20 protein-coding genes are annotated in these 22869 nt (G+C 64.6%); 4 read left to right on the plus strand and 16 right to left on the minus strand.

Annotated elements, in window-relative coordinates; all coding sequences use genetic code 11:
- Positions 1–28 precede the first annotated feature (28 nt).
- Entirely contained in the window at positions 29–2215 is a 2187-nt protein-coding gene (locus A6F65_RS08760) for a ComEC/Rec2 family competence protein (RefSeq protein WP_067787871.1), read from the minus strand.
- Positions 2216–2244: 29 nt separating this feature from the next.
- On the opposite strand from A6F65_RS08760, the gene gltX reads away from it, so the two are divergent.
- Genes gltX through A6F65_RS08775 form a run of 3 tightly spaced genes read left to right on the plus strand, consistent with a single transcriptional unit; the run spans position 2245 to position 5216 of the window.
- On the plus strand, positions 2245–3681 hold the full coding sequence (gltX, locus tag A6F65_RS08765) for a glutamate--tRNA ligase (RefSeq protein ID WP_067787873.1): 1437 nt from the start codon (positions 2245–2247) through the stop codon (positions 3679–3681).
- Positions 3682–3722: 41 nt separating this feature from the next.
- Positions 3723–5009, plus strand: coding sequence for a citrate synthase (locus tag A6F65_RS08770; RefSeq protein WP_067787875.1), 1287 nt, complete (start codon positions 3723–3725; stop codon positions 5007–5009).
- 9 nt (positions 5010–5018) lie between these two features.
- Positions 5019–5216, plus strand: coding sequence for a hypothetical protein (locus tag A6F65_RS08775; protein WP_067787878.1), 198 nt, complete (start codon positions 5019–5021; stop codon positions 5214–5216).
- A 19-nt stretch (positions 5217–5235) separates the two neighbouring features.
- On the opposite strand, the gene A6F65_RS08780 is transcribed toward A6F65_RS08775, so the two are convergent.
- The 4 genes from A6F65_RS08780 to A6F65_RS08795 are packed head-to-tail and all read right to left on the minus strand — an operon-like array spanning position 5236 to position 9136.
- Positions 5236–6609 (minus strand): sensor histidine kinase, encoded by a 1374-nt coding sequence (locus A6F65_RS08780; protein ID WP_067787881.1) that lies wholly within the window; start codon positions 6607–6609, stop codon positions 5236–5238.
- Positions 6610–6617: 8 nt separating this feature from the next.
- Positions 6618–7571 carry a hypothetical protein gene (locus A6F65_RS08785; protein ID WP_067787883.1) on the minus strand — a complete coding sequence of 318 codons (954 nt, stop codon included), beginning with the start codon at positions 7569–7571 and terminating at the stop codon, positions 6618–6620.
- Between the two features lie 53 nt (positions 7572–7624).
- Positions 7625–8782 (minus strand): hypothetical protein, encoded by a 1158-nt coding sequence (locus tag A6F65_RS08790; RefSeq protein ID WP_067787885.1) that lies wholly within the window; start codon positions 8780–8782, stop codon positions 7625–7627.
- Between the two features lie 51 nt (positions 8783–8833).
- Positions 8834–9136, minus strand: a complete 303-nt coding sequence (locus A6F65_RS08795) for a hypothetical protein (RefSeq protein ID WP_067787887.1) — start codon at positions 9134–9136, stop codon at positions 8834–8836.
- Between the two features lie 87 nt (positions 9137–9223).
- Here A6F65_RS08795 and A6F65_RS08800 point away from each other — a divergent pair, with 87 nt between their 5' ends.
- Positions 9224–11749 (plus strand): coiled-coil domain-containing protein, encoded by a 2526-nt coding sequence (locus A6F65_RS08800; protein WP_157093101.1) that lies wholly within the window; start codon positions 9224–9226, stop codon positions 11747–11749.
- Positions 11750–11765: 16 nt separating this feature from the next.
- Here the strand turns inward: A6F65_RS08800 and A6F65_RS08805 are convergent, their stop codons facing one another.
- The 11 genes from A6F65_RS08805 to nuoH are packed head-to-tail and all read right to left on the minus strand — an operon-like array spanning position 11766 to position 22779.
- Positions 11766–12044: a DUF1467 family protein gene (locus A6F65_RS08805; protein ID WP_067790379.1), complete on the minus strand. Its 279-nt coding sequence runs from the start codon at positions 12042–12044 to the stop codon at positions 11766–11768.
- Between the two features lie 14 nt (positions 12045–12058).
- Positions 12059–13711 carry a ribonuclease J gene (locus tag A6F65_RS08810; RefSeq protein ID WP_237164796.1) on the minus strand — a complete coding sequence of 551 codons (1653 nt, stop codon included), beginning with the start codon at positions 13709–13711 and terminating at the stop codon, positions 12059–12061.
- On the minus strand, positions 13708–14484 hold the full coding sequence (locus A6F65_RS08815) for a type III pantothenate kinase (RefSeq protein ID WP_067787891.1): 777 nt from the start codon (positions 14482–14484) through the stop codon (positions 13708–13710). Before A6F65_RS08815 ends, A6F65_RS08810 begins: the two co-directional genes overlap by 4 nt.
- Positions 14484–15221: a biotin--[acetyl-CoA-carboxylase] ligase gene (locus A6F65_RS08820; protein ID WP_237164797.1), complete on the minus strand. Its 738-nt coding sequence runs from the start codon at positions 15219–15221 to the stop codon at positions 14484–14486. Before A6F65_RS08820 ends, A6F65_RS08815 begins: the two co-directional genes overlap by 1 nt.
- Entirely contained in the window at positions 15211–16674 is a 1464-nt protein-coding gene (gene nuoN, locus A6F65_RS08825) for an NADH-quinone oxidoreductase subunit NuoN (RefSeq protein WP_067787894.1), read from the minus strand. Before nuoN ends, A6F65_RS08820 begins: the two co-directional genes overlap by 11 nt.
- Entirely contained in the window at positions 16674–18215 is a 1542-nt protein-coding gene (locus tag A6F65_RS08830) for an NADH-quinone oxidoreductase subunit M (RefSeq protein ID WP_067787896.1), read from the minus strand. The genes nuoN and A6F65_RS08830 overlap by 1 nt, the downstream gene beginning before the upstream one ends.
- Complete coding sequence (nuoL, locus tag A6F65_RS08835; protein ID WP_067787897.1) at positions 18215–20278, minus strand: NADH-quinone oxidoreductase subunit L; 2064 nt, start codon at positions 20276–20278, stop codon at positions 18215–18217. The genes A6F65_RS08830 and nuoL overlap by 1 nt, the downstream gene beginning before the upstream one ends.
- Before the next feature lie 7 nt (positions 20279–20285).
- The gene (gene nuoK, locus A6F65_RS08840) at positions 20286–20591 is read right to left on the minus strand and encodes an NADH-quinone oxidoreductase subunit NuoK (RefSeq protein ID WP_067787900.1); all 306 of its coding nucleotides are present in this window, start codon (positions 20589–20591) and stop codon (positions 20286–20288) included.
- The gene (locus tag A6F65_RS08845) at positions 20588–21223 is read right to left on the minus strand and encodes an NADH-quinone oxidoreductase subunit J (RefSeq protein ID WP_067787909.1); all 636 of its coding nucleotides are present in this window, start codon (positions 21221–21223) and stop codon (positions 20588–20590) included. Before A6F65_RS08845 ends, nuoK begins: the two co-directional genes overlap by 4 nt.
- 15 nt (positions 21224–21238) lie before the next feature.
- Positions 21239–21724, minus strand: a complete 486-nt coding sequence (nuoI, locus tag A6F65_RS08850; protein WP_067787911.1) for an NADH-quinone oxidoreductase subunit NuoI — start codon at positions 21722–21724, stop codon at positions 21239–21241.
- On the minus strand, positions 21721–22779 hold the full coding sequence (gene nuoH, locus A6F65_RS08855) for an NADH-quinone oxidoreductase subunit NuoH (RefSeq protein WP_067787913.1): 1059 nt from the start codon (positions 22777–22779) through the stop codon (positions 21721–21723). Before nuoH ends, nuoI begins: the two co-directional genes overlap by 4 nt.
- Between the last annotated feature and the right edge of the window lie 90 nt (positions 22780–22869).

The following is a 22869-nucleotide window of genomic DNA, read 5'->3' on the forward strand; positions in this document are numbered from 1 at the left end:
GCGCAGGACCGGACTTGCTCCGCTGTGCCTAGCGCCGCCCCCGGTCGCCCCACCAGCCATGTTCGCCCTGGCTTTGCGCAACCGTGGTGACCCGCGCATCCTCGCCGTCCAGCACGATGGCGAGGCCGCCACTTTCGGACAGCATACGCATATCCGCCTTCAATACACGCGGCTCGCATGTGCGCGGCAGCCAGCGCTCGGAAATGACGATGTCCGATCGTTCGCAGGCCGCGGCAAGGTCTCGCTCGGCAATCAGTTCACGACTCCGGCTGATCAGGACCTGCCAGGTGCGACCGTCTCGCTCTACGCCGATCACGCAGAAGTCCGGGCTGCACCGCGCACCGGGCCAGTCTGCCAGCGGCACGGCTTCGCCCTGCACGCCCGCAAGCTCCATCAGATTGCCGCGCGCATAGCTTGACCGGCTGTCCCGGAGCACCAGCAGCCGCTCGTCCTCCCCGGTGATACCGACATGCCGCCCGTCGCCTGAAACCAGCAGGTCCGGAACGGGCGTCGCAATCATCATCGCGGTGGCGACTGCCGCGGGCACAAAGCCCAGCAGTCTCGCCCTCCCTCGCCAGAGCGCCAGCCACAATCCTCCCGCCACGAACAGCGCGAAGGCGGCATTGCCCATATGCGGCATCAGCTTGACCGCGCCCGGCTGCGCCGAAACCGTGTGCGCTATGCCCAGCAGCAGGTCGAGCGTCTGCCCTGCAAGCCACCACGCCGGTGCGCCCAGCCCGAACAGGTCCAGGAACAGCGCCAGCGCGATCAGCGGCATGGACAGGAATGTCACCAGCGGGATGGCAACGACATTGGCCAGCGCCCCGTAAACGCCTGCCCGGTGGAAGTGGAACAGGACGATCGGCATCAAGGCTATCTCGATCACCATCCCAGTCACCAGAAGCATGAAAGCGCCCCGCCCCGTCCTCCGCAGCCAACCCTCTTCGCGCGGCCTCAGGAAGGCACGGACGGGCGCGCTGTTGTGCAAGGCGACGATGGCTATCACGGCGGAAAAGCTCATCTGGAAGCTGGGCCCGACCAGCGTCTCCGGCCACAGCAGCAGCACGAAGGCCGCCGCCACGGCTACCATGCGCAGGCTCAGCGGCTCTCGCCCCAGTGCAAGGGCGATAAGCACCAGCACCGCGCCCACGCAGCTTCGCACCGTGGGCACCTGCGCGCCGGTCAGCAGGGTATATCCAATCCCCGCCAGGGCCGCGATCCCGGCGGCCAGCACCGGCAGCCTGACACGCAGGACCAACCAAGGCCAGAGCGCCAGCAACCGGATTGCCAGCATGTAAGCCGCCGCAATCACCGCGCTGACATGCAGTCCGCTGATCGAAAGCAGGTGCGTCAGCCCCGCGTCCCGCATCGCCTCCTCGTCTACCGACGAAATGGCGCCGCGGTCCCCGCTGGCAAAGGCCGCCGCGATGGATCCCGCCGATCCGCCCAGATTGTCCCGGACATGCCCCGACAGGCGCCTTTGCAGGCTGCCGATAAGCGAGCCCCTCTCGGCGCCCTCCAGCACCTCGACCTCGCCCAAAGCGCTGCCGGTGGCGGCATACCCCTGGAACCAGGCGGTGCGCGCAAAATCGTATCCTCCTGGCAGCATGGGCGCTGCTGGCGGCATCAGGCGAGCGCGAAGGCGGACCACTGCGCCTTCCGTCAGGTCTGCCCGGTCGTTCTCCAACGGCACGTTGACCCGCACCTTGATGGCCGAGCCGTCCTCTGGCGAGCGTGTGGCCATGACCAGCCTGACCCGTTCCTGCGAGGGTTGCTCGATACGCTCCAGCACCGTGCCCTCGAACGTGCCGAATACAGGCCTCTCCAACGCAGGCTGGCCGACCGTGGCCGAGCGCGCCCACGCCAATGCCAGCCCGATCGCAAACACCAGCCCCACCGCCATGCAGGCCCGCAGCAGCGCATCGCGATCCTCCCGCCCACGCCATGCGGCCAGCGCGCCCAGCACGAGAAATCCCGCCGCGGCCATGCTGGCAATCCAGCTCGCCGGCCCCGGAAGCGTGAACCACGATGCGATGCCCGCAGCAAAAGCCACCACCAGCCAAGGGCCCTTGTCGAAGCCTGCACGGCCCAGGGCGCCTTCAAGCGTGTCCGCGATGCTGGACAAAGCCGCGCGCATTCGCCAAGGCGTGTGCTGCAACGCAACATCGCCATCGCCCTCCCCCATGGGCACCAGTGGTGGCACGCGCGTGGCCATCAAATCGATTGGATAGGAAAGACAGCCCAATGGCAAGCGGCAGCGACGGCAATTTCGGCTCTGACCGCCAGGTCGTCACCCGTTTTGCACCATCGCCCACCGGTTTCCTGCATATCGGCGGCGCGCGTACGGCGCTGTTCAACTGGCTGTTCGCAAAGCATCACGGCGGCAAGGCGCTGCTGCGGATCGAGGATACGGACCGCAAGCGCAGCACGCAGGATGCGATCGACGCGATCCTGGATGGCCTGTCCTGGCTTGGCCTCGAATATGATGCGGACCCGATCTACCAGTCGCAGCGGGCGGACCGGCACCGCGAAGTGGCGCTGAAGCTGCTCGAAGCAGGCCATGCTTACAAGTGCTTCGCAACGCCCGAAGAGCTGGAGCAGATGCGCGCAGAGCAGCGGGCCAACAAGCAGCCGATGCGCTACGATGGCCGCTGGCGCGATCGCGACCCGTCCGAAGCGCCCGGCGGCACGCCCTTCACCGTGCGCCTGAAGACCGCGACCGAAGGCGAGACCGTTATCGAGGACGCCGTGCAGGGGCGCGTCGCGGTGAAGAATGCCGAAATCGACGATTATATCCTGCTTCGCGCCGATGGCACGCCGACTTACATGCTCGCCGTGGTGGTCGACGATATCGACATGGGCTGCACGCACATCATCCGCGGCGACGATCACCTCAACAACGCCTTCCGCCAGCTGCCGATCATCCATGCCATGCAGGGGATCGAGGACGGTTGGGAGCAGCCCGTCTATGCCCATGTCCCGCTGATCCACGGCAATGACGGCGCCAAGCTCTCCAAGCGCCATGGCGCAACCGGCGTGGAAGCTTACCGCGACGAGCTGGGCATCCTGCCCGAGGCCATGTGCAATTACCTGCTGCGCCTTGGCTGGGGCCACGGCGACCAGGAAGAATTCAGCCGCGAGGAAGCGATTGCCGCTTTCGACCTCGCCGGTGTCGGCAAGAGCCCGAGCCGCTTCGACATGAAGAAGCTGCTGAACATGAACGGCAATTACATTCGCGAGGCCGACGATGTGCGTCTGGCCACGCTGGCCGCACAGGAAATGGGCGGCAAGGTAGACGAGACGCTACTTGCCGAAGCCATGCCTGTGCTGAAGACCCGGGCGCGCGACATCAAGGAACTGGCCGAAGGGGCAGCATTCCTCTTCACGCAGCGTCCGCTGGAACTTACCGAGAAGGCCGCTGGTTTACTCGGTGACGATGCCCGCGCGATGCTGGCAAAAATCTCTTCGCGGCTGCGCGGGATAAGCGACTGGACGACAGACGCTTTGGAAGCCAGTCTGAAGGCATATGCGGAAGAGCTGGGGCTTGGCCTCGGCAAGCTTGCGCAGCCGCTTCGTGCGGCACTGACCGGGACGACAACCTCGCCCGGGATATTCGATGTGCTGGTGCTTCTTGGGAAAGAAGAAAGCCTCGCCCGGATCGACGATCAAGCGAACGGCTGAACAGGCCCGGCAACAGACAAGACGTTAACAGGAGAAGCCAGGTGGCTGACAAACAGGCGAAACTAGAGCTTGGCGGCGAGAGCCACGATTTCCCGGTGCTGGAAGGCACCTGCGGCCCCGACGTGGTCGATATCCGCAAGATGTACGGCACGACCGGCAAGTTCACCTACGATCCGGGCTACAAGTCCACGGCCAGCTGCGAAAGCGCGCTGACCTATATCGACGGCCAGGAAGGCGTCCTGCTTCACCGCGGCTATCCCATCGGCCAGCTGGCCGAGAAATCCAGCTTCATGGAAGTCAGCTACCTGCTGCTGAACGGCGAACTGCCGAGCTCGGACGAGCTGGACGATTTCACTTACACCATCACGCGGCACACCATGCTGCATGACCAAATGCGCCAGTTCTACCAGGGTTTCCGCCGCGATGCGCACCCGATGGCCATCATGTGCGGTGTCGTGGGCGCGCTTTCGGCATTCTACCATGACAGCACGGACATTTCCGATCCCGAACACCGGAAGATTTCCAGCCACCGCCTGATCGCCAAGATGCCCACGATTGCGGCGATGGCTTACAAGTATTCGGTCGGCCAACCCTTCCTCTATCCGGACAATTCGCTCAGCTACACGGGCAATTTCCTGCGCATGACCTTCGGCGTTCCGGCCGAGGAATACGAGGTCATCCCCGAGGTCGAGAGCGCGATGGACAAGATCTTCATCCTGCACGCCGATCACGAGCAGAACGCTTCCACCTCCACGGTGCGACTGGCCGGTTCTTCGGGCGCAAACCCCTTCGCCTGTATCTCGGCCGGCATCGCCTGCCTTTGGGGCCCGGCCCATGGCGGCGCGAACGAGGCAGCGCTGAACATGCTGCGCGAAATCGGCACGCCGGACCGCATCCCACATTACATCGAGCGCGCGAAGGACAAGAACGACCCGTTCCGCCTGATGGGTTTCGGCCACCGCGTGTACAAGAATTACGATCCCCGCGCGGCGGTGATGCAGAAGACGGTGCGCGAAGTGTTCGAGGCGCTGAACGTGAAGGACCCGGTGTTCGAAACGGCCCTGCAGCTGGAAGAAATCGCCCTGAACGACGATTATTTCCGCGAGAAGAAGCTGTTCCCCAATGTGGACTTCTATTCCGGCATTATCCTGTCGGCCATCGGCTTCCCGACCACCATGTTCACCGCGCTGTTTGCGCTCGCCCGCACCGTGGGCTGGGTTGCGCAGTGGAACGAGATGATCTCCGATCCCGGCCAGGTCATCGGCCGTCCGCGCCAGCTCTACACCGGTCCCACGCAGCGCGACTACGTGCCGCTGGACCAGAGGTAAGAGGGCGACATGGGCAAGCTACTCGTCATAATCGGAGCCACCGTTGCCGTTTTCGGTGGGTTTTTCATGCTGCAGGGCCTGGGCATCATCATGTGGCCGGCCGAAAGCTTCATGCTCGCAAACGAGACATGGGTGACCAATGGCGCCATCATCATGGTGGCAGGCCTGCTGGTGGTGATCCTCGGCCGGCGGATCGGCCGGCGCTGACGACAGATTGGCGGGCTTCTCAGCTCGCTTCGACAGGCAATGAAAGCGTGAAGCGGGCACCCTGCCCTTTCGCGCTTTCGACTGTCAGGTCTCCGCCCATTGCCCGGGCCAGCCTGCGCGAGATGTAAAGGCCAAGGCCCGAGCCTCCATCGCCGGAGCGACCAAGCCGCTCGAACTTCTCGAACACCTTTTCCTGCTGGTCCTCGTCCAGTCCCTCACCCTGGTCGGCCACGGTGATGCGGGCGATCTTGCCGTCCTGCTCTGCACGGAGCCACACTTGCGATTCCTCGGGCGCATAGCGAAGCGCATTGCCGAGCAGGTTAAGCAGGATCTGTAGGACACGGCGGAATTCGCCCACTGCGGCTACGGACTCGTCCTGTTTGGGCGCGTCTATCGTAATGCCACTATCGCGCGCACGGACTGACAGGATGCCGGCGGCGCGCCGCGCCACGTCGGCCAGGTCGATCTCGTCCGGTGCGGTCGAAAATTCGTCTGCTTCGACGATCTCCAGCGTGGACAGGTCCTCCAGCAGGGCCAACAAATGCTCGCCCGCCTGCGCGATGTCGGCGGCGTAATTGCTGTATTCGTCGGCCAGCGGACCGGCCAGCTGGGTACGGATCGTCTCCGCATTGGCGATGATGCGCGCGATGGGCTGGCGCAGCACTGGGGCGATATCCTTGCCGATGGCTGCGTTGAAGCCGCGCGGTTTGCTCGCGCGTTTGGCCGATGACCTGTCCTCCGGCGCACGGACGGAGCTGAAGAACAGCTCGAAGCCCTGGCTGCCCGGCTTTGCGCGGCCCAGAGGGACGAGCACAGCCTTCCACTCTCGGCTCGAGCCCGGAATGCTGACAGCGGCGCCATCCAGCAGGCGCCAGTGCATGGGTTGTTCCTGCTCGAATCCCGGCAGATCCACAAAATCCGTCCATGGGCGACCTCGCCCGCCTCGCATGGCTTCTGCCAGCGGAGCGAGCCCTTCGCTTTCCAGCGTGACGGCCTGGACTTCCTGGTCAGGGCCGAGCCGCGCGCCGAACTCGGCCACCTGCCGCTCGATGGCGATACGGCGTTCTTCGGCCAGTTCCTGGTCTTCCTTGGGCAGCGGGAATGTACGCCAGTTGGCAAGGCCGATGGTACAGCCATCGCCCGCCTCGTCAGGTTCCACTTCGACCCAGGCCGTGATCCGCTCCTCGGAATCACGCGCCTCGATCGCGCGGGCCAGCTTCATGCCGTAACGGCGGCACTTGCGGACCAGCTCCAGCAGGGCCGGCGTCGCGATACGGCCCGGCAGCTCCCCGCCGTTGCGCAATTGCAGCCCGGCGAGCGGCTCGTCTGCCTCGACGAGCCGGTCCTGCCCGTCGGTGCGGGCCTGTGCCAGGAAGGGTACGGTTGCGCTCATGGGAAGGGTCAGCCGAAATCGGGCTCCGGCTCTTCCGCAAGCAGGGATGCGGCGCGGTCGGCGGACATGGTGTCGAAACCGTCAGGCATGGTGATCTGCGGGTGCAGGTAAAGGAATTGCTCCTCCACATCGCGCGGGTTCAGGCCGGATGCGCGCAGCGCCAGCGCAAGGCGGGCGAACTGGCGATCGGTGAAGGACAGCACGGCGAGGTCACGCTGCTGGCCCGATGCCATGGCCAGGGCGCTGGCGAAGATCGCCACACCGGCATGGTCGATATCGAGAGCCTTTACGGCCTTGTCACCCATGCGGCTGAGCAGGCGCGAGATCTGGCCAAGGCGGCTGGCGCTTTCGTCATAGGCATCGCGCAGCGCGCGTTCCGCCTTTTCGACGGGCTCTTCGGGCTCGCCCTCGTCTTCCGCCACATTGCGCATGACGAGCAGCGCGCGGTGGAGAAGGTCGCCCGGCAATTCGGCAATAGGTAGCGCCATGCGCTCTACCCCTTGCGAGAACCGCGCCTGCGCGCTCAGCACGCCCATCGCTGCGCTGGCCATCGCCGGGTCGGACGATGCGACCAGTTCCTGGAGCAGCGGGGAGAGGACCCCGTCGATATTGCTGCGCTTCTGCAGGCGGGAGGCGACCTGCGCCTCCACCACCAGCGATTGCGCGTGGGAAAGCAGCGGCACTTCGCACAGCAGTGCGTGGAGCAGCGGCTCCTGCCGTTTCTGGGCGAAATGGCCGGCATCTGGCACTCCGGCGGCGTCGGCCTGCGCAAACAGCATGTCGCGGGCGATGCGCGTCATCATGCCGCGGACGCGGGCGATAACCTCGTCCCCGAACAGGCCGTTTTCGTCATTGGCGAGCAAATGTTGCAGGATCGGCCCGCAGCTCGCAATCACAGCGTCGCCCAGCGCCAATTCGTGGCGCATCGTTTCCTCAACCGGAAGGACGGCAGTATCGTTCATGTAAGCCCTCGGTAATCGCACGATTTCCATAGGCCCATAGGGTTAAGACCGTATTAGCCGCGTGCTCTTTCCGGCCAGAGGGCCAGCAGGGCAAGCGCAAGGATGGTCCAGAGCATGGCGGCCGGTGCGAACTGACCCGCCGCCGCGGCAATCGACGCCCCGGCGCAGAGCAGCCCCCGATCCCGCAGGATGTCGGACAGCGTCAGCCGCAACCGCGCGAGGGAGCGGATGGACAACACCAGCACGAGCGGCACGAAGATCCGCGGGCCGAGCGGACCGAGCGAGGACAGCACGACGACAACCACGAATGCAGCGTCGATGACCAGCAGCCCAGCCATGGGCATGCGCGCCTGTTTGACAATGTTTTTCAGTCCCTTGCGGGCGATCCTGTGCCGCGCGGCGCCGAGATGGTGGACCAGCGCGGCAAGCGCCAGCAGGGCAAGCCCCCAGGCCGTCTCCCGGTATGCACCCGATGCCAGCGCCCCGCCGACCAGCAAGGCCGAAAGCAGGGGCCAGGCATAGCCCGGCAGGCCCGGAAGGCGGGCCGCGGCCAAGCGCGCGAGCAGGCCGCCCAGCCAGCGCGACGGCGCTGCCGGCAGGACGCCGCCTGCGGATATCAGGAATTTCGGTGCGTAATCCTCGACCTGGCTGCGGGCGACAAAAAGGCGCCAGTCACCGCGATCGAGGTGCTCCTTGCTAACCGGCACGAGGCGGACATTGGATTGCCGCGCGCCGCGCAGCAGCCCGGAAACCGGGTCGGCATCGTCGGGCAGAACGCTGAGGCGCTCCACCACCTGTCCCGGCGCGACTAGAACGCCGGCCCATGCGGTATCCGCATCGATGCGCTCGAAACCCGCCGACATTCCGGCATCGGCCGGGAAGGCGAGCACGCCGCGCTCCTTCGCCAGCGATTGCAGCGCCGGGTCACGCCGGTCGTTGATCAGCAGGCCCGGCGCGAGCACGATGATATCGTCTGCCGCGCCCACCAGGCCCAGCAGTCGGCGCGCAATGGCCGGAACGCACTGGAAGGAAAGTCCCGCACCCTCCGCCTGCGTGCGCAGGGCGATGGCGGCGGGATCGGCCCCGTGGCCCAGCGCAATCACACGCTCCGCCCCAAGGTCCATGGCAAGGTCCAGCTGCCGCTCGGCCAGCGTTGCCCCGGCCAGCTCTGCCCCAGCGCCGCCATTGATCCCGATTATCGCTATTCGCATGGTGCGCGGTTTACCCGCCGCGCCCTGCCCTGCCAAGCAAACTGTGGCGACTCAGCGCGTTTGCAGGTCCTGTTCGAATTCCCTCAGCTTGCGCAGTGCCACCGGGTCGCCCGGAGCGCTGGAGAGCGCGTCTTCGGCCAGCTGCGCAAGCCTTTCCGAATGGAAGCTGTGGCCAAGGCCCCGCAGGCGCGAGGCGGCCATTTCCCAGTTTCCATCGCACCGTGCGCGCGAAAGCAGGTCGACATGCTGGGCCACGCTTTGCGCAAATGCCGCGCGCAGCTCTGCCATCAGCACCGGGTCCTCGCCCGCCGCCGCTGCCAGATTGGCGTCCATCCTGCCGCTGTCGTAAGCCATCCACACCCTTTGCCATAAGCATGGTTAAGGTGGGGTTTCTCCGCGTCCAACCTGTGATATCGTGCCGCAATGGCACGGAAAAACCTTGTGGCGATCGGCAGCGAAGCCGAGACGGCCGAGCTCGAGAGCGAACTGCACGGCGCTGACACGCCCGAAGAAACACAGGCGGATGACGCCATTTTCGCGGAGGAAGAGGTCTGGGAAGAGGACGAGATGTCCTCCCGGCGCAGCTACGGCTGGCTTATCCCCGCGCTTTGCGTGCTCGCGATCATCGGCTGGACCGCATTCTTCGGCTGGGTCCACCAGGCAGAGGTACTTGGCGGCGCAGATCCGCGCGCATGGTCGCAGATGATCGTGGACTGGTCCGTGCCGGTCCTGCTCGCCCTCGCCATCTGGCTGCTCTCCGTGCGCAATTCGCGGCGCGAGGCGAAGCGGTTCGGCGAAGTGGCCTCGTCGCTGTCCGAAGAGAGCGCGCGGCTCGAAACCCGTCTTTCGACAGTCAACCGCGAGCTGTCACTGGCGCGGGACTTCATCGCTGCACAATCGCGCGATCTGGAATCGCTTGGCCGCGTTGCCAGCGAGCGTATTTCCGGCGATGCGGACCGGCTGCAGACGCTGATCCACGATAATGGCGCGCAGGTTGACCGGATCGGCAGTGTCAGCACGACCGCGCTGGAAAACATGGAACGGCTGCGCGACGACCTGCCGGTAATTTCGAACTCCGCGCGCGATGTCGCGAACCAGATCGGCCATGCAGGCGAGACCGCCAATGGCCGCCTGGAACAGCTGGTGAACGGCTTCAAGCGCCTGAACGAATTCGGCGAAGCGAGCGAAAGCCAGGTGGAATCGCTGCGCGTCCGCGTCGACGAACTGATTGCCGCCTTCGAGGCGCAGCTCGGCGGGATCGGTGACAATGCCGATGCGCGCTTTGCCTCTCTGGCCGAGCGAAGCGATGAATTCCGCACCGATTTCGACAGCCGCGAAGTGGAAGCGCTGGCCGCTTTCCGCCGCCGTGCCGACGATCTGAAGGCCGAGCTGGAGGCCCAGGACACTAACCTGCGCGCTGCGACCGACGCCCAGCTTGCCACAATGCGCGAAATGCTCGGCACGATGGACGTGGACGGCATGGCGCTGCTGGAGACCATGCGCGAGGGCCAGAGCAAATGGGGCGCGGACTGGGCTGCCGCCATCGATGCGATGCGCGCCCGGATGCAGAACGCCATCAAGCTGGTCGCCGACACCGACGCCAAGGCGCTGGAAAACGCACAGGCCCATCTCGACGCCCTGACCGAAGAAGCCGTGAAACGCGCCGAAGCCTTCGACACATTGCAGGCCGGACGCCTCGCCCAGATCGAGGCGCGCGAACAGGACGCAGCCAGCAGCGTCGCCGACCGCATGGCCCGCTTCGATGCGGAGCTGGCCGAGCGGCAGGAAGAGCAGGTCGCGCATATTTCCGGCATCACCGAGCGCGGTGAGGCACTGGCCGCCCGCCTGGCGCGCCTGTCGGAACAGTTCGATGCTATACAGTCGGTTGGCGCAGAGAGCGGGGAGGCACTGGATGCAACGACCCTGTCGCTCACCACACGCCTCGCCGATGCCCGCGAGAGCCTCGAAAGCAGCCGCCAGACCATCGATACGCTGACGAATGACAGCGTCCGCCTGCTGGAACTGATCCGCGGCAGTGCCGAACATGTGCAGACGGACCTGCCGCAGGCGCTGGCCGACGCGCAATCGGGGCTGGAGGACTATGACAGCCGCGTGCGCGCGCTGCATGAGCTGCTTTCCGGCGTGCAGGAAAGCGGTGCAGACCTGTCCGCTGCCGTCGAGAAGGCGCGCGAGGACAGCGCCGCGACCGGCGAGAATATCGAGACGCTGCAGGCCCGCATCGGTGAGGCGCAGGATGCGCATGCCGAGCGCCTTGGCCAGCTGGAAGCGCAGCTGGAGGCCCTCGCCGCGAAATCGGACGATGTTGCCCAGCAGGCACGTGCCGGCCTTGGTGACGCGCTGGAGGGCATGGCCGACGATATCGGGCGCGACAGTGCGACCCGCATCGAATCCGCAATCCGCGAACAGCTGTCGACACTCACCGACGACCTTGAAGCTGCCGCCGAGCGCGCGGGCGAGAGCAGCCGCGAAACCATCGTGCACCTGCGCGACCAGCTATCGCGCGTGAACGAGCTGGCCGGCAATTTGGAAAGCCGCGTCTCCCGCGCCCGCGAACAGGCCGAGGAGCAGGTCGACAACGATTTCGCCCGCCGTGTCGCGCTGATTACCGATGCGCTGAATTCCAGCGGGATCGACATCGCGCGCGCCATGTCGAGCGAGGTTACGGACACTGCATGGGCAAGCTACCTGCGCGGCGACCGCGGCATCTTCACGCGCCGGGCGGTCAAGCTGCTCGACACTCAGGAAGTCCGCGATCTGCACGACATCTATGACGATGATCCGGATTTCCGCGAAACGGTGAACCGCTACATCCACGACTTCGAGGCGATGCTGCGCAGCGTGCTTTCCACCCGCGATGGCAATGCCTTGGCGGTCACACTTCTCAGTTCCGACATGGGTAAGCTGTATGTTGCGCTCGCACAGGCGATTGACCGCTTGCGCGACTGATCGCCGCGTCGCCGGATCAGGCCGGATCTTCGGGCAGCGGGAAGAAGTTGATGTCCTCGACCGTCACCCACCCTTGCGCATAATTGGCAACGTAAAGGCCGCATAGCAACGCGGCGAGCACGGTCGCACGGATGACAACCTTGCGCGGCTGGAAGTTGGTCGGGGCGCTGTCCGCCTGGCCAGGCACTTTCTCCGCGCCCGTCTCGTCAGCCGTGCGGATGCCCACGGGTAGCAGGATAAAGGCGCAGACCACCCAGAACAGGGTGTAGATCGCCACGATCGAAGTCCATTCCATCGGCATCGCGGCGCTTACTCCTGCCCTGCAATGATGACGCGGGTCTGCGGGCGCTTACCGCACCAGCGCGTCGCGGCGCGGCGGGCGGCCAGGCGCGCTGCTTCCTTGATGCGGGCGGCGTCCTGCCGGTCCTTGCCCTTCAGCAGCGAAATTGCCTTGCGGATATCGGCCACGGCCTCTTCCACGAACTCGCCGGAATCTTCGTCCAGCGGCAGGCCATAGCCTTCCACCTGCGGATCGAGCTTCGGCCCCAGCACCACCATCAGCATGCCTTCGCGCATCAGGCGGCGGCGCATGGTCATGGTCTTGCCATCGGCCGGGATGATCAGATCGCCATCCAGCACCAGCCTTCCGGTCGGGACCTTGGCCAGCGTCTCCGGCTTGCCGGGCGCGAGGCGCACGATATCGCCGTTCTGCTGCAGGATGTTGTGCGCGATGCCGTTGGCCTTACCCAGCCTGGCCTGTTCCTGCATGTGCCGCATCTCGCCATGGACCGGCACGAGCACGTCCGGCCGCAGCCAGCCATACAGCGCCTCCAGCTCCGGCCGGCCGGGATGGCCCGACACGTGGATCTCGCTTTGCCGGTCGGTCACCATCTGGACGCCGCGCTCGGCGAGCCGGTTCTGCACCTTGCCGATGCTGATTTCGTTGCCCGGGATCTGCCTGCTGGAGAACAGCACCACATCGCCGCGGGACAGGTCGATCGGGTGGTTCGATTCCGCGATGCGGGAAAGGGCGGCGCGCGGCTCCCCCTGCCCGCCGGTGGCCACGATCATGATCTCGCCCCGCGGCAGGCGCATGGCTGTGTCGAAATCGACCGGCTCCGGGAAATCTTCGAGATAGCCATTGTCCTGGCTCACCTCGATCATGCGGTCGAGCGAGCGGCCCGCTACGCATAACCGCCGTCCTGTCGCCTCGGCCACATGGCCAAGGGTCTGCAGCCGCGCGACATTGCTGGCGAAGGTCGTCACCAGCACGCGCTTGCCGGAATGCTTCTGCACCTCTTCCAGCAGGCCGCGATAGACCGCGCCCTCGCTGCCGGAGGGGACCGGATTGAAGACATTGGTGGAATCGCACACCAGCGCCAGGACGCCCTCGTCGCCGATCTCGGAAAGCTCCTCCTCGGTCGCCGGCTCGCCGATCATCGGCTCCTCGTCCAGCTTCCAGTCGCCGGTGTGGAAGATGCGGCCGTGAGGCGTCTCGATCTGCAGCGCGTTGCCCTCGGCAATGGAGTGCGCCAGCGGGATGTAGGTCACCTCAAACGGGCCGATGGCGATATGGCCGTGATCTTCCTCGATGACATTCAGCTCGACCTCGCCCGCAAGGCCCGCTTCCTGCAGCTTGCGGCGGATCAGTTCGGCGGTGAAGGGCGTCGCGTAGAGCGGTACGCCGAGGTCAGCTGCGAAATACGGGATTGCGCCGATATGATCCTCGTGCCCGTGCGTCAGGACAATGCCCAGCAGGTCATCGGCGCGCTCCTCGATGAATTCGGGGTCGGCAAAGACCAGGTCCACGCCGGGATATTCATTGCCACTGAAGGTCATGCCCAGGTCGACCATCAGCCACTTGCCCTGGCAGCCATAGAGGTTGACGTTCATCCCGATTTCGCCGGATCCGCCCAGCGCCAGGAACAGCAATTCGTCTTCGGGGGTGAAGTCCTTCTTCACGCGGCTGTGCGCCGGGCGAGGATCTGCAGGCCACGAATGGTCAGGTCGGCATCGATCACGTCGAAAATATCCGTTTTCTGGTCGAACAGGATGGCAAGGCCCCCGGTAGCGACGGTTTTGACAGGGCGGCCGATTTCCGCCTTCATGCGCGCGATCAGCCCTTCCATCATGGCGACATAGCCCCAGAAGACGCCGATCAGCATCTGCTCCTCTGTGTTACGCCCGATGACGCTGGTTGTTTCCGGCGCACGGATGGCGATGCGCGGCAGCTTGGCCGTCTTGCCCACCAATGCGTCCAGCGAGAGGTTGATGCCGGGCGCAATGATGCCGCCTTTGTAAGCACCCGTGTAATCGACCACTTCGAACTTCGTCGCCGTGCCGAAATCGACCACGATCATGTCCCCGCCAACACGTTCATGCGCGGCAATGCAGTTAAGTGCGCGGTCGGCACCAAGCGATGCTGGCCGCTCCACATCGATCTCGAAATCCCAGGTGGCGGCGCCCTGCCCTGCGATCAGCGGCTCTATCCCGAAATACTTTTGCGCCAGCACGGTCAGATTGTGGTCCGCGCGCGGGACGACGGAGCCGAAGATGATCTGTTTGATGGCGGAGCGCTCGATGCCCTCCATGGCGAGCAGCTGCATCAGCCAGGTGGCATATTCGTCACCCGTGCGGCGGCCGTCTGTGGCGATGCGCCAGCGCGCGCGGATTTCGTCCCCGTCGAACAGGGCGAAAACGACATTGGTGTTGCCGACATCGATTGCGAGCAGCATCAGCTTTCCTCCAGCATCACATCGCCGGCGTGGATGGCACGGCGCGAGCCATCGGGCAAACGCAGCAGCAAGGCTCCGTCCGTATCGAGGCCGTCGAACGTGCCGGAAAGGCGCGCGCCCGTGGCATCGTGAACTGACAGCCTCGTGCCAAGCCGGTGAGCGGCGGCCTGCCAGCGCGCCAGGATCGGCTCCAACCCGAATTGCCGCCAGCGGACCAGCTCTTTATCGAAGGACGCTGCGAGCAGGCCGGCGAAATCATCGCGCGAGGGTGCGGGCCCGAAATCGGCCAGTGCAGCCGTACGGCGATCCGGCAGGTCCGGCGCGCTTGCGAGGTTCACGCCGATGCCGACAACGGCGCTGTCGCCGTGCCGCTCCAGCAGGATGCCGCTCGCCTTGCCGCCATTCAGCATCACGTCATTCGGCCATTTCAGCTGCAGCACCGCGGGATCGGCCAGAAGTCCCACCAACGCTTCGTAAATAGCAAGGCTGGCGACGAAGGAGAGGCTGGCGGCGGGCGGTTCCTGCCCGGTCAGGTGCACGGCGGTGGAGCCGGTGAAGTTGCCGCTGGCGGATTTCCACGCGCGGCCCTGTCTGCCCTTGCCGGCCGTCTGCCGGTCCGCGACAAGCCATTGGCCCTTGGGCCAGCGTTCCCCGGATTTCAAGACGGATACGAGGTCGGCATTGGTGGAGCCAGTCTCCGCAATCACGCGGATCCGGCCCGCGCGGTCAGGCGCCAAGGAACAGCGCCGCAGCGGCCCCGTCGGCCAGCTCACCCAGCCACGGCGTCAGCAGGTAACCCAGCGGCGAGATGATCACCGCGCAGATCGCCAGCAGCGCCCAGTGCGACCAGTCGCCCGTCTGCTTGATCGTGTCCGCCGGTTCGTCGAAATACATGACCTTGACGATCTTGATGTAATAGAACGCGCCGATCACGCTGGCGGCGATACCCAGGGCAGCGAGCGCGATCAGGTCAGCCTCCACGGCGGCCTGGAAGACCACGAACTTGCCCCAGAAGCCGAACAGCGGCGGGATACCGGCCAGGCTGAACATCAGCATGGCAAGACACAGCGCAAGCAGCGGCTGCGTACGGCTGAGGCCTGCCAAGTCGGCGATGCCTTCGACGTTATTCCCATCCGCACCGCGCATCATCAGAACCGCGACGAAACTGCCGATCGTCATCACGACGTAGATGGCGAGGTACACCATCATCGCAGAAAGGCCCGCAGCGGTCGCGGCAGCCAGACCGATCAGGATGAAGCCGACATTGTTGATGCTGGAATAGGCCAGCAGGCGCTTCACATTGCTCTGGCCGATGGCGCCGAGCGCCCCCACCACGATGCTGGCGAGCGCCGCAAAGATCACGATCTGGCGCCAGGCGTCGACCTGCCCGCCAAATGCTTCCAGCGCGACGCGCGCCGTCAGGGCAATGGCTGCGACCTTGGGAGCGCTGGCGAAGAAGGCGGTGACCGGCGTCGGCGCGCCCTCGTACACGTCCGGCGTCCACATGTGGAACGGCACGGCGCTGATCTTGAAGGCGAGGCCCGCCAGGACGAAAGTCAGGCCGAACAGCGCGCCGGTGGAAAGGCCGCCGTCCAGCGACGCGGCAATGCCAGCGAAATTGGTGGTGCCGGTAAAGCCGTAGACCAGGCTCATACCGAACAACAGGATGCCGCTGGCGAGCGCGCCGAGCACGAAATACTTCAGGCCCGCTTCGGCGGAGCGCGTATCGTCGCGCAGCATGGCAGCGAGGACGTAAGCGGCGAGCGAGTTCAGTTCCAGGCCGATATACAGCGTCAGCAGGTCCGCGGCGGACACCATCACGCTCATGCCCAGCGTCGCGAGCAGGATGAGGATCGGATATTCCGTCTTCATCGCGCCCAGGCGCTGGAAGAAGGGCGTGGCAATCACCAGCGCAGCACCTGCGGCGGCGTAGATCATCAGCTTGGCCATGCCGGCAAAGGCATCGGCGCGGAACTGGTCGAAAAAGGCAATCGTGCCTGCACCGCTATCTGCCCCGCACACCGATGGTGCGACGAGGAAGAAGGCCCCGCCAAGGGTGACGGCGGCGGCAATCGAAGTCGCGCGGGCTGCCTTGTCGCCAATATAGGCGGCGACCAACAGCAGGACGAGCGAGGCGACCGTCAGCAGGATTTCGGGCGCAATCAGGCCGAGGGAGATGTTCATATCCATCAGTTCGCGCCCTCAGCGGCAGTTTCCTGGTCTTTTGTTTCGGCCTCCGGCGCAGTGGTCATCGCCAGCTTGGCATCCCCTTCCGGCGCGGCACGGGCAAGGCGCGCGTCGAGCGCCGCGATGTCCTGCCGCATGGGTGCGAGGAAGCTTTCAGGATAGACGCCCATCCAGAGCACGGCCGCTGCGAGCGGTGCCAGCATGGCCCATTCGCGCTTGTCGATATCGGGCATGGCGGCGGCATCGGCGTTCTTCTGCTCGCCGAAGCACACCCGGCGGTAGAGGTACAGCATATAGGCCGCGCCCAGGATGATGCCGGTGGTCAGCACAAAGGTCGCCCAGCTGCTGACTTCGTACACGCCCATCAGGCTAAGGAATTCGGCCACGAAGCCGCTCGTGCCCGGCAGGCCGATGCTGGCCATGGTGAACAGCAGGAAAAAGATCGCGTACTTCGGCATGTTGATGGAAAGGCCGCCGTAACGGTCGATCTCACGCGTGTGCAGCCGATCGTAGATGATGCCCACGCTGAGGAACAGCGCGCCAGACACCAGCCCGTGGCTCAACATCATGATCATCGCGCCTTCCAGCCCCTGCTGGTTGAAGGCGAACAGGCCCGCCGTCACGATCGCCATGTGGGCGACGGAGGAATAGGCGATCAGCTTCTTCATGTCGTGCTGCACCAGAGCGATCAGGCTGGTGATGACGACAGCCGCCATGCTGAGGCCGAAGATCAGCCACACGAATTGCGCGGACGCTTCGGGGAACATCGGCAGGCTGAAGCGGATGAAGCCGTAACCGCCCATCTTCAGCAGCACGCCGGCCAGGATGATGGAGCCTGCCGTGGGTGCCTGCACGTGGGCGTCCGGCAGCCAGGTATGCACCGGCCACATCGGCATCTTCACCGCGAAGCTGGCGAAGAAGGCCAGCCACAGCCAGGTCTGCGCGGCCGGCGGGAAATCATACGCCATCAGCGTGGGAATGTCCGTCGTCCCCGCCTCGTTCACCATCCAGAACATCGCGATCAGCATCAGGACGGAGCCGAGCAGCGTGTAGAGGAAGAACTTGTAACTGGCGTAAATCCGGTTGTCCCCGCCCCAGATGCCGATGATCAGGTACATCGGGATCAGGCCGGCTTCGAAGAAGATGTAGAACAGGAACAGGTCCTGCGCGGCAAACACGCCGATCATCAGCACTTCGACCAGCAGGAAAGCCGCCATGTACTCGCCGACGCGCTTGGTGATGCTGGTCCAGCTCGCCCCGATACAGATGGGCATCAGGAAGACGCTGAGCACGATCAGCATCAGCGCGATACCGTCGATGCCGAGGGCGTAGGAGAAGCCCGCAAACAGCGGCGCGCTTTCCACGAACTGCCACTGCGGCCCGCCGATTTCGTAGTTCAGCCACAGGGCGACGCCGAGCGCGAGGTTCACCAGTGTTGCGGCAAGCGCGGTTGCACGAGCAGCGGATGCGCTGAGGAACAGGCACGCGATGGCCGCAACCAGCGGAACGGCCAGCATGGTCGAAAGGATCGGAAAGCCCCCCATCAGAACAGCACCCAGGTGATGGCGGCCACGAGGCCGAGCAGCATGATCAGCGCATAGCTGGTGAGGTATCCGGACTGCACACGCTTGGCGAGGCCGCTACCCTGCCCGACCAGCCAGGCCGCGCCATTCGGACCAAAGCGGTCAATCAGGCCGACATCGCCCTTCTGCCAGAAGATGCGCCCGATCCAGAAGGCCGGCTTCACGAACAGCAGGTTGTAAAGCTCGTCGAAATACCACTTGTTGAACACGAAATTGTACACCGGCCCCAGCTGCTTGGTGGTCTCACCCGGCAGGCTGGTGTTGCGGATATAGGCATACCACGCGCCCAGCAGGCCGAGCAGCATCACTACCAGCGCGGAATACTTCACCCAGTACGGCACTTCAGTCATGGCCTGCATCAGTGCAGGATCGAAGGCGAGCGAGCCGGCCCAGAAGTTGCCCTCCACGCTCAGGAAAGCGTCGTGGAAGATCTGGCCCGCGAAGATCGCGCCGATGCTTAGCACCGCAAGCGGGACGAGCATGGAAATCGGGCTTTCATGCGGATGGTAGCCCGCCGTCCCGTCATACTGGTCAGCCGCAGGCACGGCATGCGTGGCGTCGTCGCCCGCGTCTTCCTGGCTGGCGGGATTGTGCTCTTCCGGCGTATCGTGCCCGTGATGGACGGCGTGCTGGATATGCTCGCTCTCGGCCCAGCGCGGCTTGCCCCAGAAGGTCAGGAACATCAGGCGCCAGCTGTAGAAACTGGTCAGCAGGGCCGCGAAAACGCCGACCCAGAATGCGCCCGTGCCGTGGCCACCCGCCGCGTAGGACACTTCGAGGATCGCGTCCTTGGACCAGAAACCGGCAAAGCCTGCGCCGAGGTGGTAGATGCCGACGCCGGTAATCGCCAGCGTGCCGACCAGCATGGCCCAGAATGTGAAGGGGATCTGCTTACGCAGGCCGCCGTAATAGCGCATGTCCTGCTCGTGATGCATGGCGTGGATCACGCTGCCCGCGCCCAGGAACAGCAGCGCCTTGAAGAAGGCGTGCGTGAACAGGTGGAACATGGCGGCGCCATAAGCGCCCACGCCTGCTGCGAAGAACATGTAGCCCAGCTGCGAGCAGGTGGAATAGGCGATGACGCGCTTGATGTCCCACTGCGTCGTTCCGACGGTGGCAGCGAACAGGCAGGTGGCCGCGCCGATGAAGATCACGAAGTTCAGCGCGATCGGCGCGGCTTCGAACATCGGCGACAGGCGGCAGACCATGAACACGCCCGCCGTAACCATGGTGGCTGCGTGGATCAGCGCGGAGACGGGTGTGGGCCCCTCCATCGCGTCCGGAAGCCATGTGTGCAGGCCCAGCTGCGCGGACTTGCCCATCGCGCCCACGAACAGCAGCAGGCAGATGATCGTCATCGTATCGATGCGCATGCCGAGGAAGCCAATGCTGCTGGCCCCTTCCATGGCGGGCGCGGCGGAAAGGATTTCCGGGATGGAAACCGTGCCGAACACCAGGAAGGTGCCGAAGATGCCGAGCATGAAGCCAAGGTCGCCCACGCGGTTGACCACGAAGGCCTTGATCGCGGCGGCATTCGCGCTGGGTTTCTTGAACCAGAAGCCGATCAGCAGGTAACTGGCGAGGCCCACCCCTTCCCAACCGAAGAACATCTGGACGAGGTTGTCCGCCGTCACCAGCATCAGCATGGCGAAGGTGAACAGCGAGAGATAAGCGAAGAAGCGCGGCTGGTCCGGATCTTCGTCCATATAGCCCCAGCTGTAGACATGGACGAGTGCGGAGACGGTAGTGATCACCACCAGCATCACCGCCGTCAGCGTGTCGACGCGCAGCGCCCAGTCGAAGCTGAGATCGCCGGACTGGATCCATTGCAGCACGGGGACGACGCTGGCGTCCATGCTGCCATTTAGGAAGCCGAAAAAGATCGGCCAGCTGAGCGCGCAGGACACCAGCAGCGCACCGGTCGTGAGCGATTTCACGACCGTATTGCCCAGCGCCCTGTTGCCGAGGCCGCCAATGATGGCCGCCAGCAAGGGCAGGAATACGATGATCAGGATCGATTGCACCGGCGGATTACCCCTTCATCCGGCTGGGATCGTCGACCGCGATGGTGCCGCGGCCGCGGAAATAGATGACCAGGATGGCAAGCCCGATGGCTGCCTCGCCCGCCGCGACGGTCAGCACGAACATGGCGAAGACCTGCCCCACCAGATCGCCCAGGAAGGCGCTGAATGCGACGAGGTTGATGTTCACGCTGAGCAGGATCAGCTCGATCGCCATCAGGATGACGATGATGTTCTTGCGATTGAGGAAGATGCCCAGCACGCCGATCACGAACAGGATCGAACTGACGATGACGTAATGTTCGATACCGATCACAGCTCGACCCCCTTGCCCACTTCCGGTCGCTGTAGCTCCGTCGCGTCCTGCGGACGGCGCGAGACCTGCTTGCCGATGTTCTGGTGGCCGCGTTCGGTGCGCGGCGGACGGTGGGTGAGCACAATGGCGCCGACCATGGCGACCAGCAGGATCATCCCTGCGCCTTCGAACAGCAGCAGGTACTCACTGAACATCAGCGCGCCGAGGCCGGCGGTGTTGCTGCCGCCAAGTGCCTCTGCGCCCGTGGGCGTTACCGCAGCCGCAGTGGCGCTGCCGATCTCCAGCGCGCCTGCACGATAGGCGCCGATGCCCAGCACCAGTTCCGCCAGCAGGACCAGCGCGATGGCGATGCCTAGCGGGAAGTTCTTCATGAAACCGGCGCGCAATTCGGCGAAATCGATGTCCAGCATCATCACCACGAACAGGAACAGCACCGCGACCGCGCCGACATAGACGATGACCAGCAGCATCGCGATGAATTCCGCCCCCACCAGAACCATCAGGCCGGCGGCGTTGAAGAAAGCCAGGATCAGCCACAGCACGGAATGCACCGGGTTGCGGGCCATGATGACCATCACCGCGCTGGCGATGACGATCGTGGCGAACAGGTAAAAGGCTATTGTCTGGATCATCGGATCGCGCGGCCCCTACCGATACGGCGCATCGGCTTCAAGATTGGCAGCGATCGCGCGCTCCCACTTGTCCCCGTTGGCCAGCAGTTTCGCCTTATCGTAGAGCAGTTCCTCGCGCGTTTCGGTCGCGTATTCGAAGTTCGGCCCCTCGACCACCGCATCCACCGGGCAGGCTTCCTGGCAGAAACCGCAATAGATGCACTTGGTCATGTCGATGTCGTAGCGCGTCGTGCGGCGGCTGCCGTCTTCGCGCGGTTCGCTCTCGATGGTGATCGCCTGCGCCGGGCATACAGCCTCGCACAGCTTGCAGGCGATGCAGCGTTCCTCCCCGTTGGGATAGCGCCGCAGCGCATGCTCGCCGCGGAAGCGAGGGCTCAGCGGGTTCTTCTCGTACGGGTAATTGATCGTGACCTTGGGCTTGAAGAAATACTTCAGCGTCAGGGCGTGCGCCTTCACGAACTCCCACAGGGTAAAGGACTTGAGCAGTTGCAGGGCGGTCATGCCGCACCTCCGTATCGGGTAAGCATCAGCCATCCGGAAATCAGGACGACGAAGATCAGGCTCATTGGCAGGAAGACCTTCCAGCCAAGCCGCATCAGCTGGTCGTAGCGATAGCGCGGAACGGTCGCCATCACCCAGCTGAACATGAAGAAGAAGAAGAAGGTCTTCAGCAGGAACCACACGATGCCCGGGATGTCGAACCAGGGGATCAAGTCGATATTCAGCGGGGGCAGCCAGCCACCGAAGAACAGCAGTGTATTGAGGCTGCACATCAGCAGGATGTTGGCATATTCGCCCAGCCAGAACAGCGCGAAGCTCATGGAGCTGTATTCGGTCTGGTAACCGGCGACGAGCTCGGATTCCGCTTCGGTCAGGTCGAAGGGCACGCGCTGCGTTTCCGCCAGCGAGCTGATGAAGAACACCACCCACATCGGGAATAGCAGCAGGTTGAACCAGTACCCGTTCACGATGCCGAAGCCGTGGCCGAGCTGCGAATTGACGATATCGGTCAGGTTGAACGTGCCGGCATAGAGCACCACGCACACCAGGATGAAGCCGATGGAGACCTCGTAGGAGATCATCTGCGCCGCGGCGCGCATGGCGGAGAAGAACGGGTATTTGGAGTTACTCGCCCACCCGCTCATCACGATGCCGTAAACCGACAGGCTGCTTACAGCGAGAATATAGAGCAGGCCGACATTGATGTCCGCCAGCAGCACGCCCTCGTCGAAGGGGATCACCGCCCAGGCGGCCAGCGCCACGGTGAAGGTGACGATGGGCGCGAGCAGGAAAATGCCCTTGTTCGCAGCCGAAGGAATGATGGTTTCCTGCAGGAAGACCTTCAGGCCGTCCGCGAAGCTCTGCAGCAGGCCGAAGGGCCCCACCACATTCGGCCCGCGACGCAGGTTGATGGCAGCCCAGACCTTGCGGTCCACATAGATGATCATGGCCACGGCCAGCATCAACGGCAGCGCAATCAGCAGGATGCCGGCGATCGTGGCGACGAACCACGCCCATTCATAGGACATGCCGAGGGATTGGAAGAATTCGGTCATCAGTCGCCGCCTCCGCCGCAGCCGCCTTCTCCGTAACTGCCACCAGCAGCACTCGATCCTCCCGCGTCAGATCCACCACCGAGCCGGTCG

The organism is Paraurantiacibacter namhicola (assembly GCF_001687545.1).
GTDB classification, from domain to species: Bacteria; Pseudomonadota; Alphaproteobacteria; order Sphingomonadales; family Sphingomonadaceae; genus Paraurantiacibacter; species Paraurantiacibacter namhicola.

What these genes read in the sequence shown, in the direction of transcription:
- A6F65_RS08830 (WP_067787896.1), bottom strand. Translation starts at nt 18,215, where the DNA reads ATGGGGGGCTTTCCGATCCTTTCGACCATGCTGGCCGTTCCGCTGGTT.
- A6F65_RS08845 (WP_067787909.1), bottom strand. Translation starts at nt 21,223, where the DNA reads ATGATCCAGACAATAGCCTTTTACCTGTTCGCCACGATCGTCATCGCC.
- A6F65_RS08790 (WP_067787885.1), bottom strand. Translation starts at nt 8,782, where the DNA reads ATGCGAATAGCGATAATCGGGATCAATGGCGGCGCTGGGGCAGAGCTG.
- gltX (WP_067787873.1), top strand. Translation starts at nt 2,245, where the DNA reads ATGGCAAGCGGCAGCGACGGCAATTTCGGCTCTGACCGCCAGGTCGTC.
- A6F65_RS08775 (WP_067787878.1), top strand. Translation starts at nt 5,019, where the DNA reads ATGGGCAAGCTACTCGTCATAATCGGAGCCACCGTTGCCGTTTTCGGT.
- nuoI (WP_067787911.1), bottom strand. Translation starts at nt 21,724, where the DNA reads ATGACCGCCCTGCAACTGCTCAAGTCCTTTACCCTGTGGGAGTTCGTG.
- A6F65_RS08785 (WP_067787883.1), bottom strand. Translation starts at nt 7,571, where the DNA reads ATGAACGATACTGCCGTCCTTCCGGTTGAGGAAACGATGCGCCACGAA.
- nuoN (WP_067787894.1), bottom strand. Translation starts at nt 16,674, where the DNA reads ATGGATATGAACATCTCCCTCGGCCTGATTGCGCCCGAAATCCTGCTG.
- A6F65_RS08795 (WP_067787887.1), bottom strand. Translation starts at nt 9,136, where the DNA reads ATGGCTTACGACAGCGGCAGGATGGACGCCAATCTGGCAGCGGCGGCG.
- A6F65_RS08780 (WP_067787881.1), bottom strand. Translation starts at nt 6,609, where the DNA reads ATGAGCGCAACCGTACCCTTCCTGGCACAGGCCCGCACCGACGGGCAG.
- A6F65_RS08815 (WP_067787891.1), bottom strand. Translation starts at nt 14,484, where the DNA reads ATGCTGCTCGCAATCGATGTCGGCAACACCAATGTCGTTTTCGCCCTG.
- nuoH (WP_067787913.1), bottom strand. Translation starts at nt 22,779, where the DNA reads ATGACCGAATTCTTCCAATCCCTCGGCATGTCCTATGAATGGGCGTGG.
- A6F65_RS08760 (WP_067787871.1), bottom strand. Translation starts at nt 2,215, where the DNA reads ATGGCCACGCGCGTGCCACCACTGGTGCCCATGGGGGAGGGCGATGGC.
- A6F65_RS08805 (WP_067790379.1), bottom strand. Translation starts at nt 12,044, where the DNA reads ATGGAATGGACTTCGATCGTGGCGATCTACACCCTGTTCTGGGTGGTC.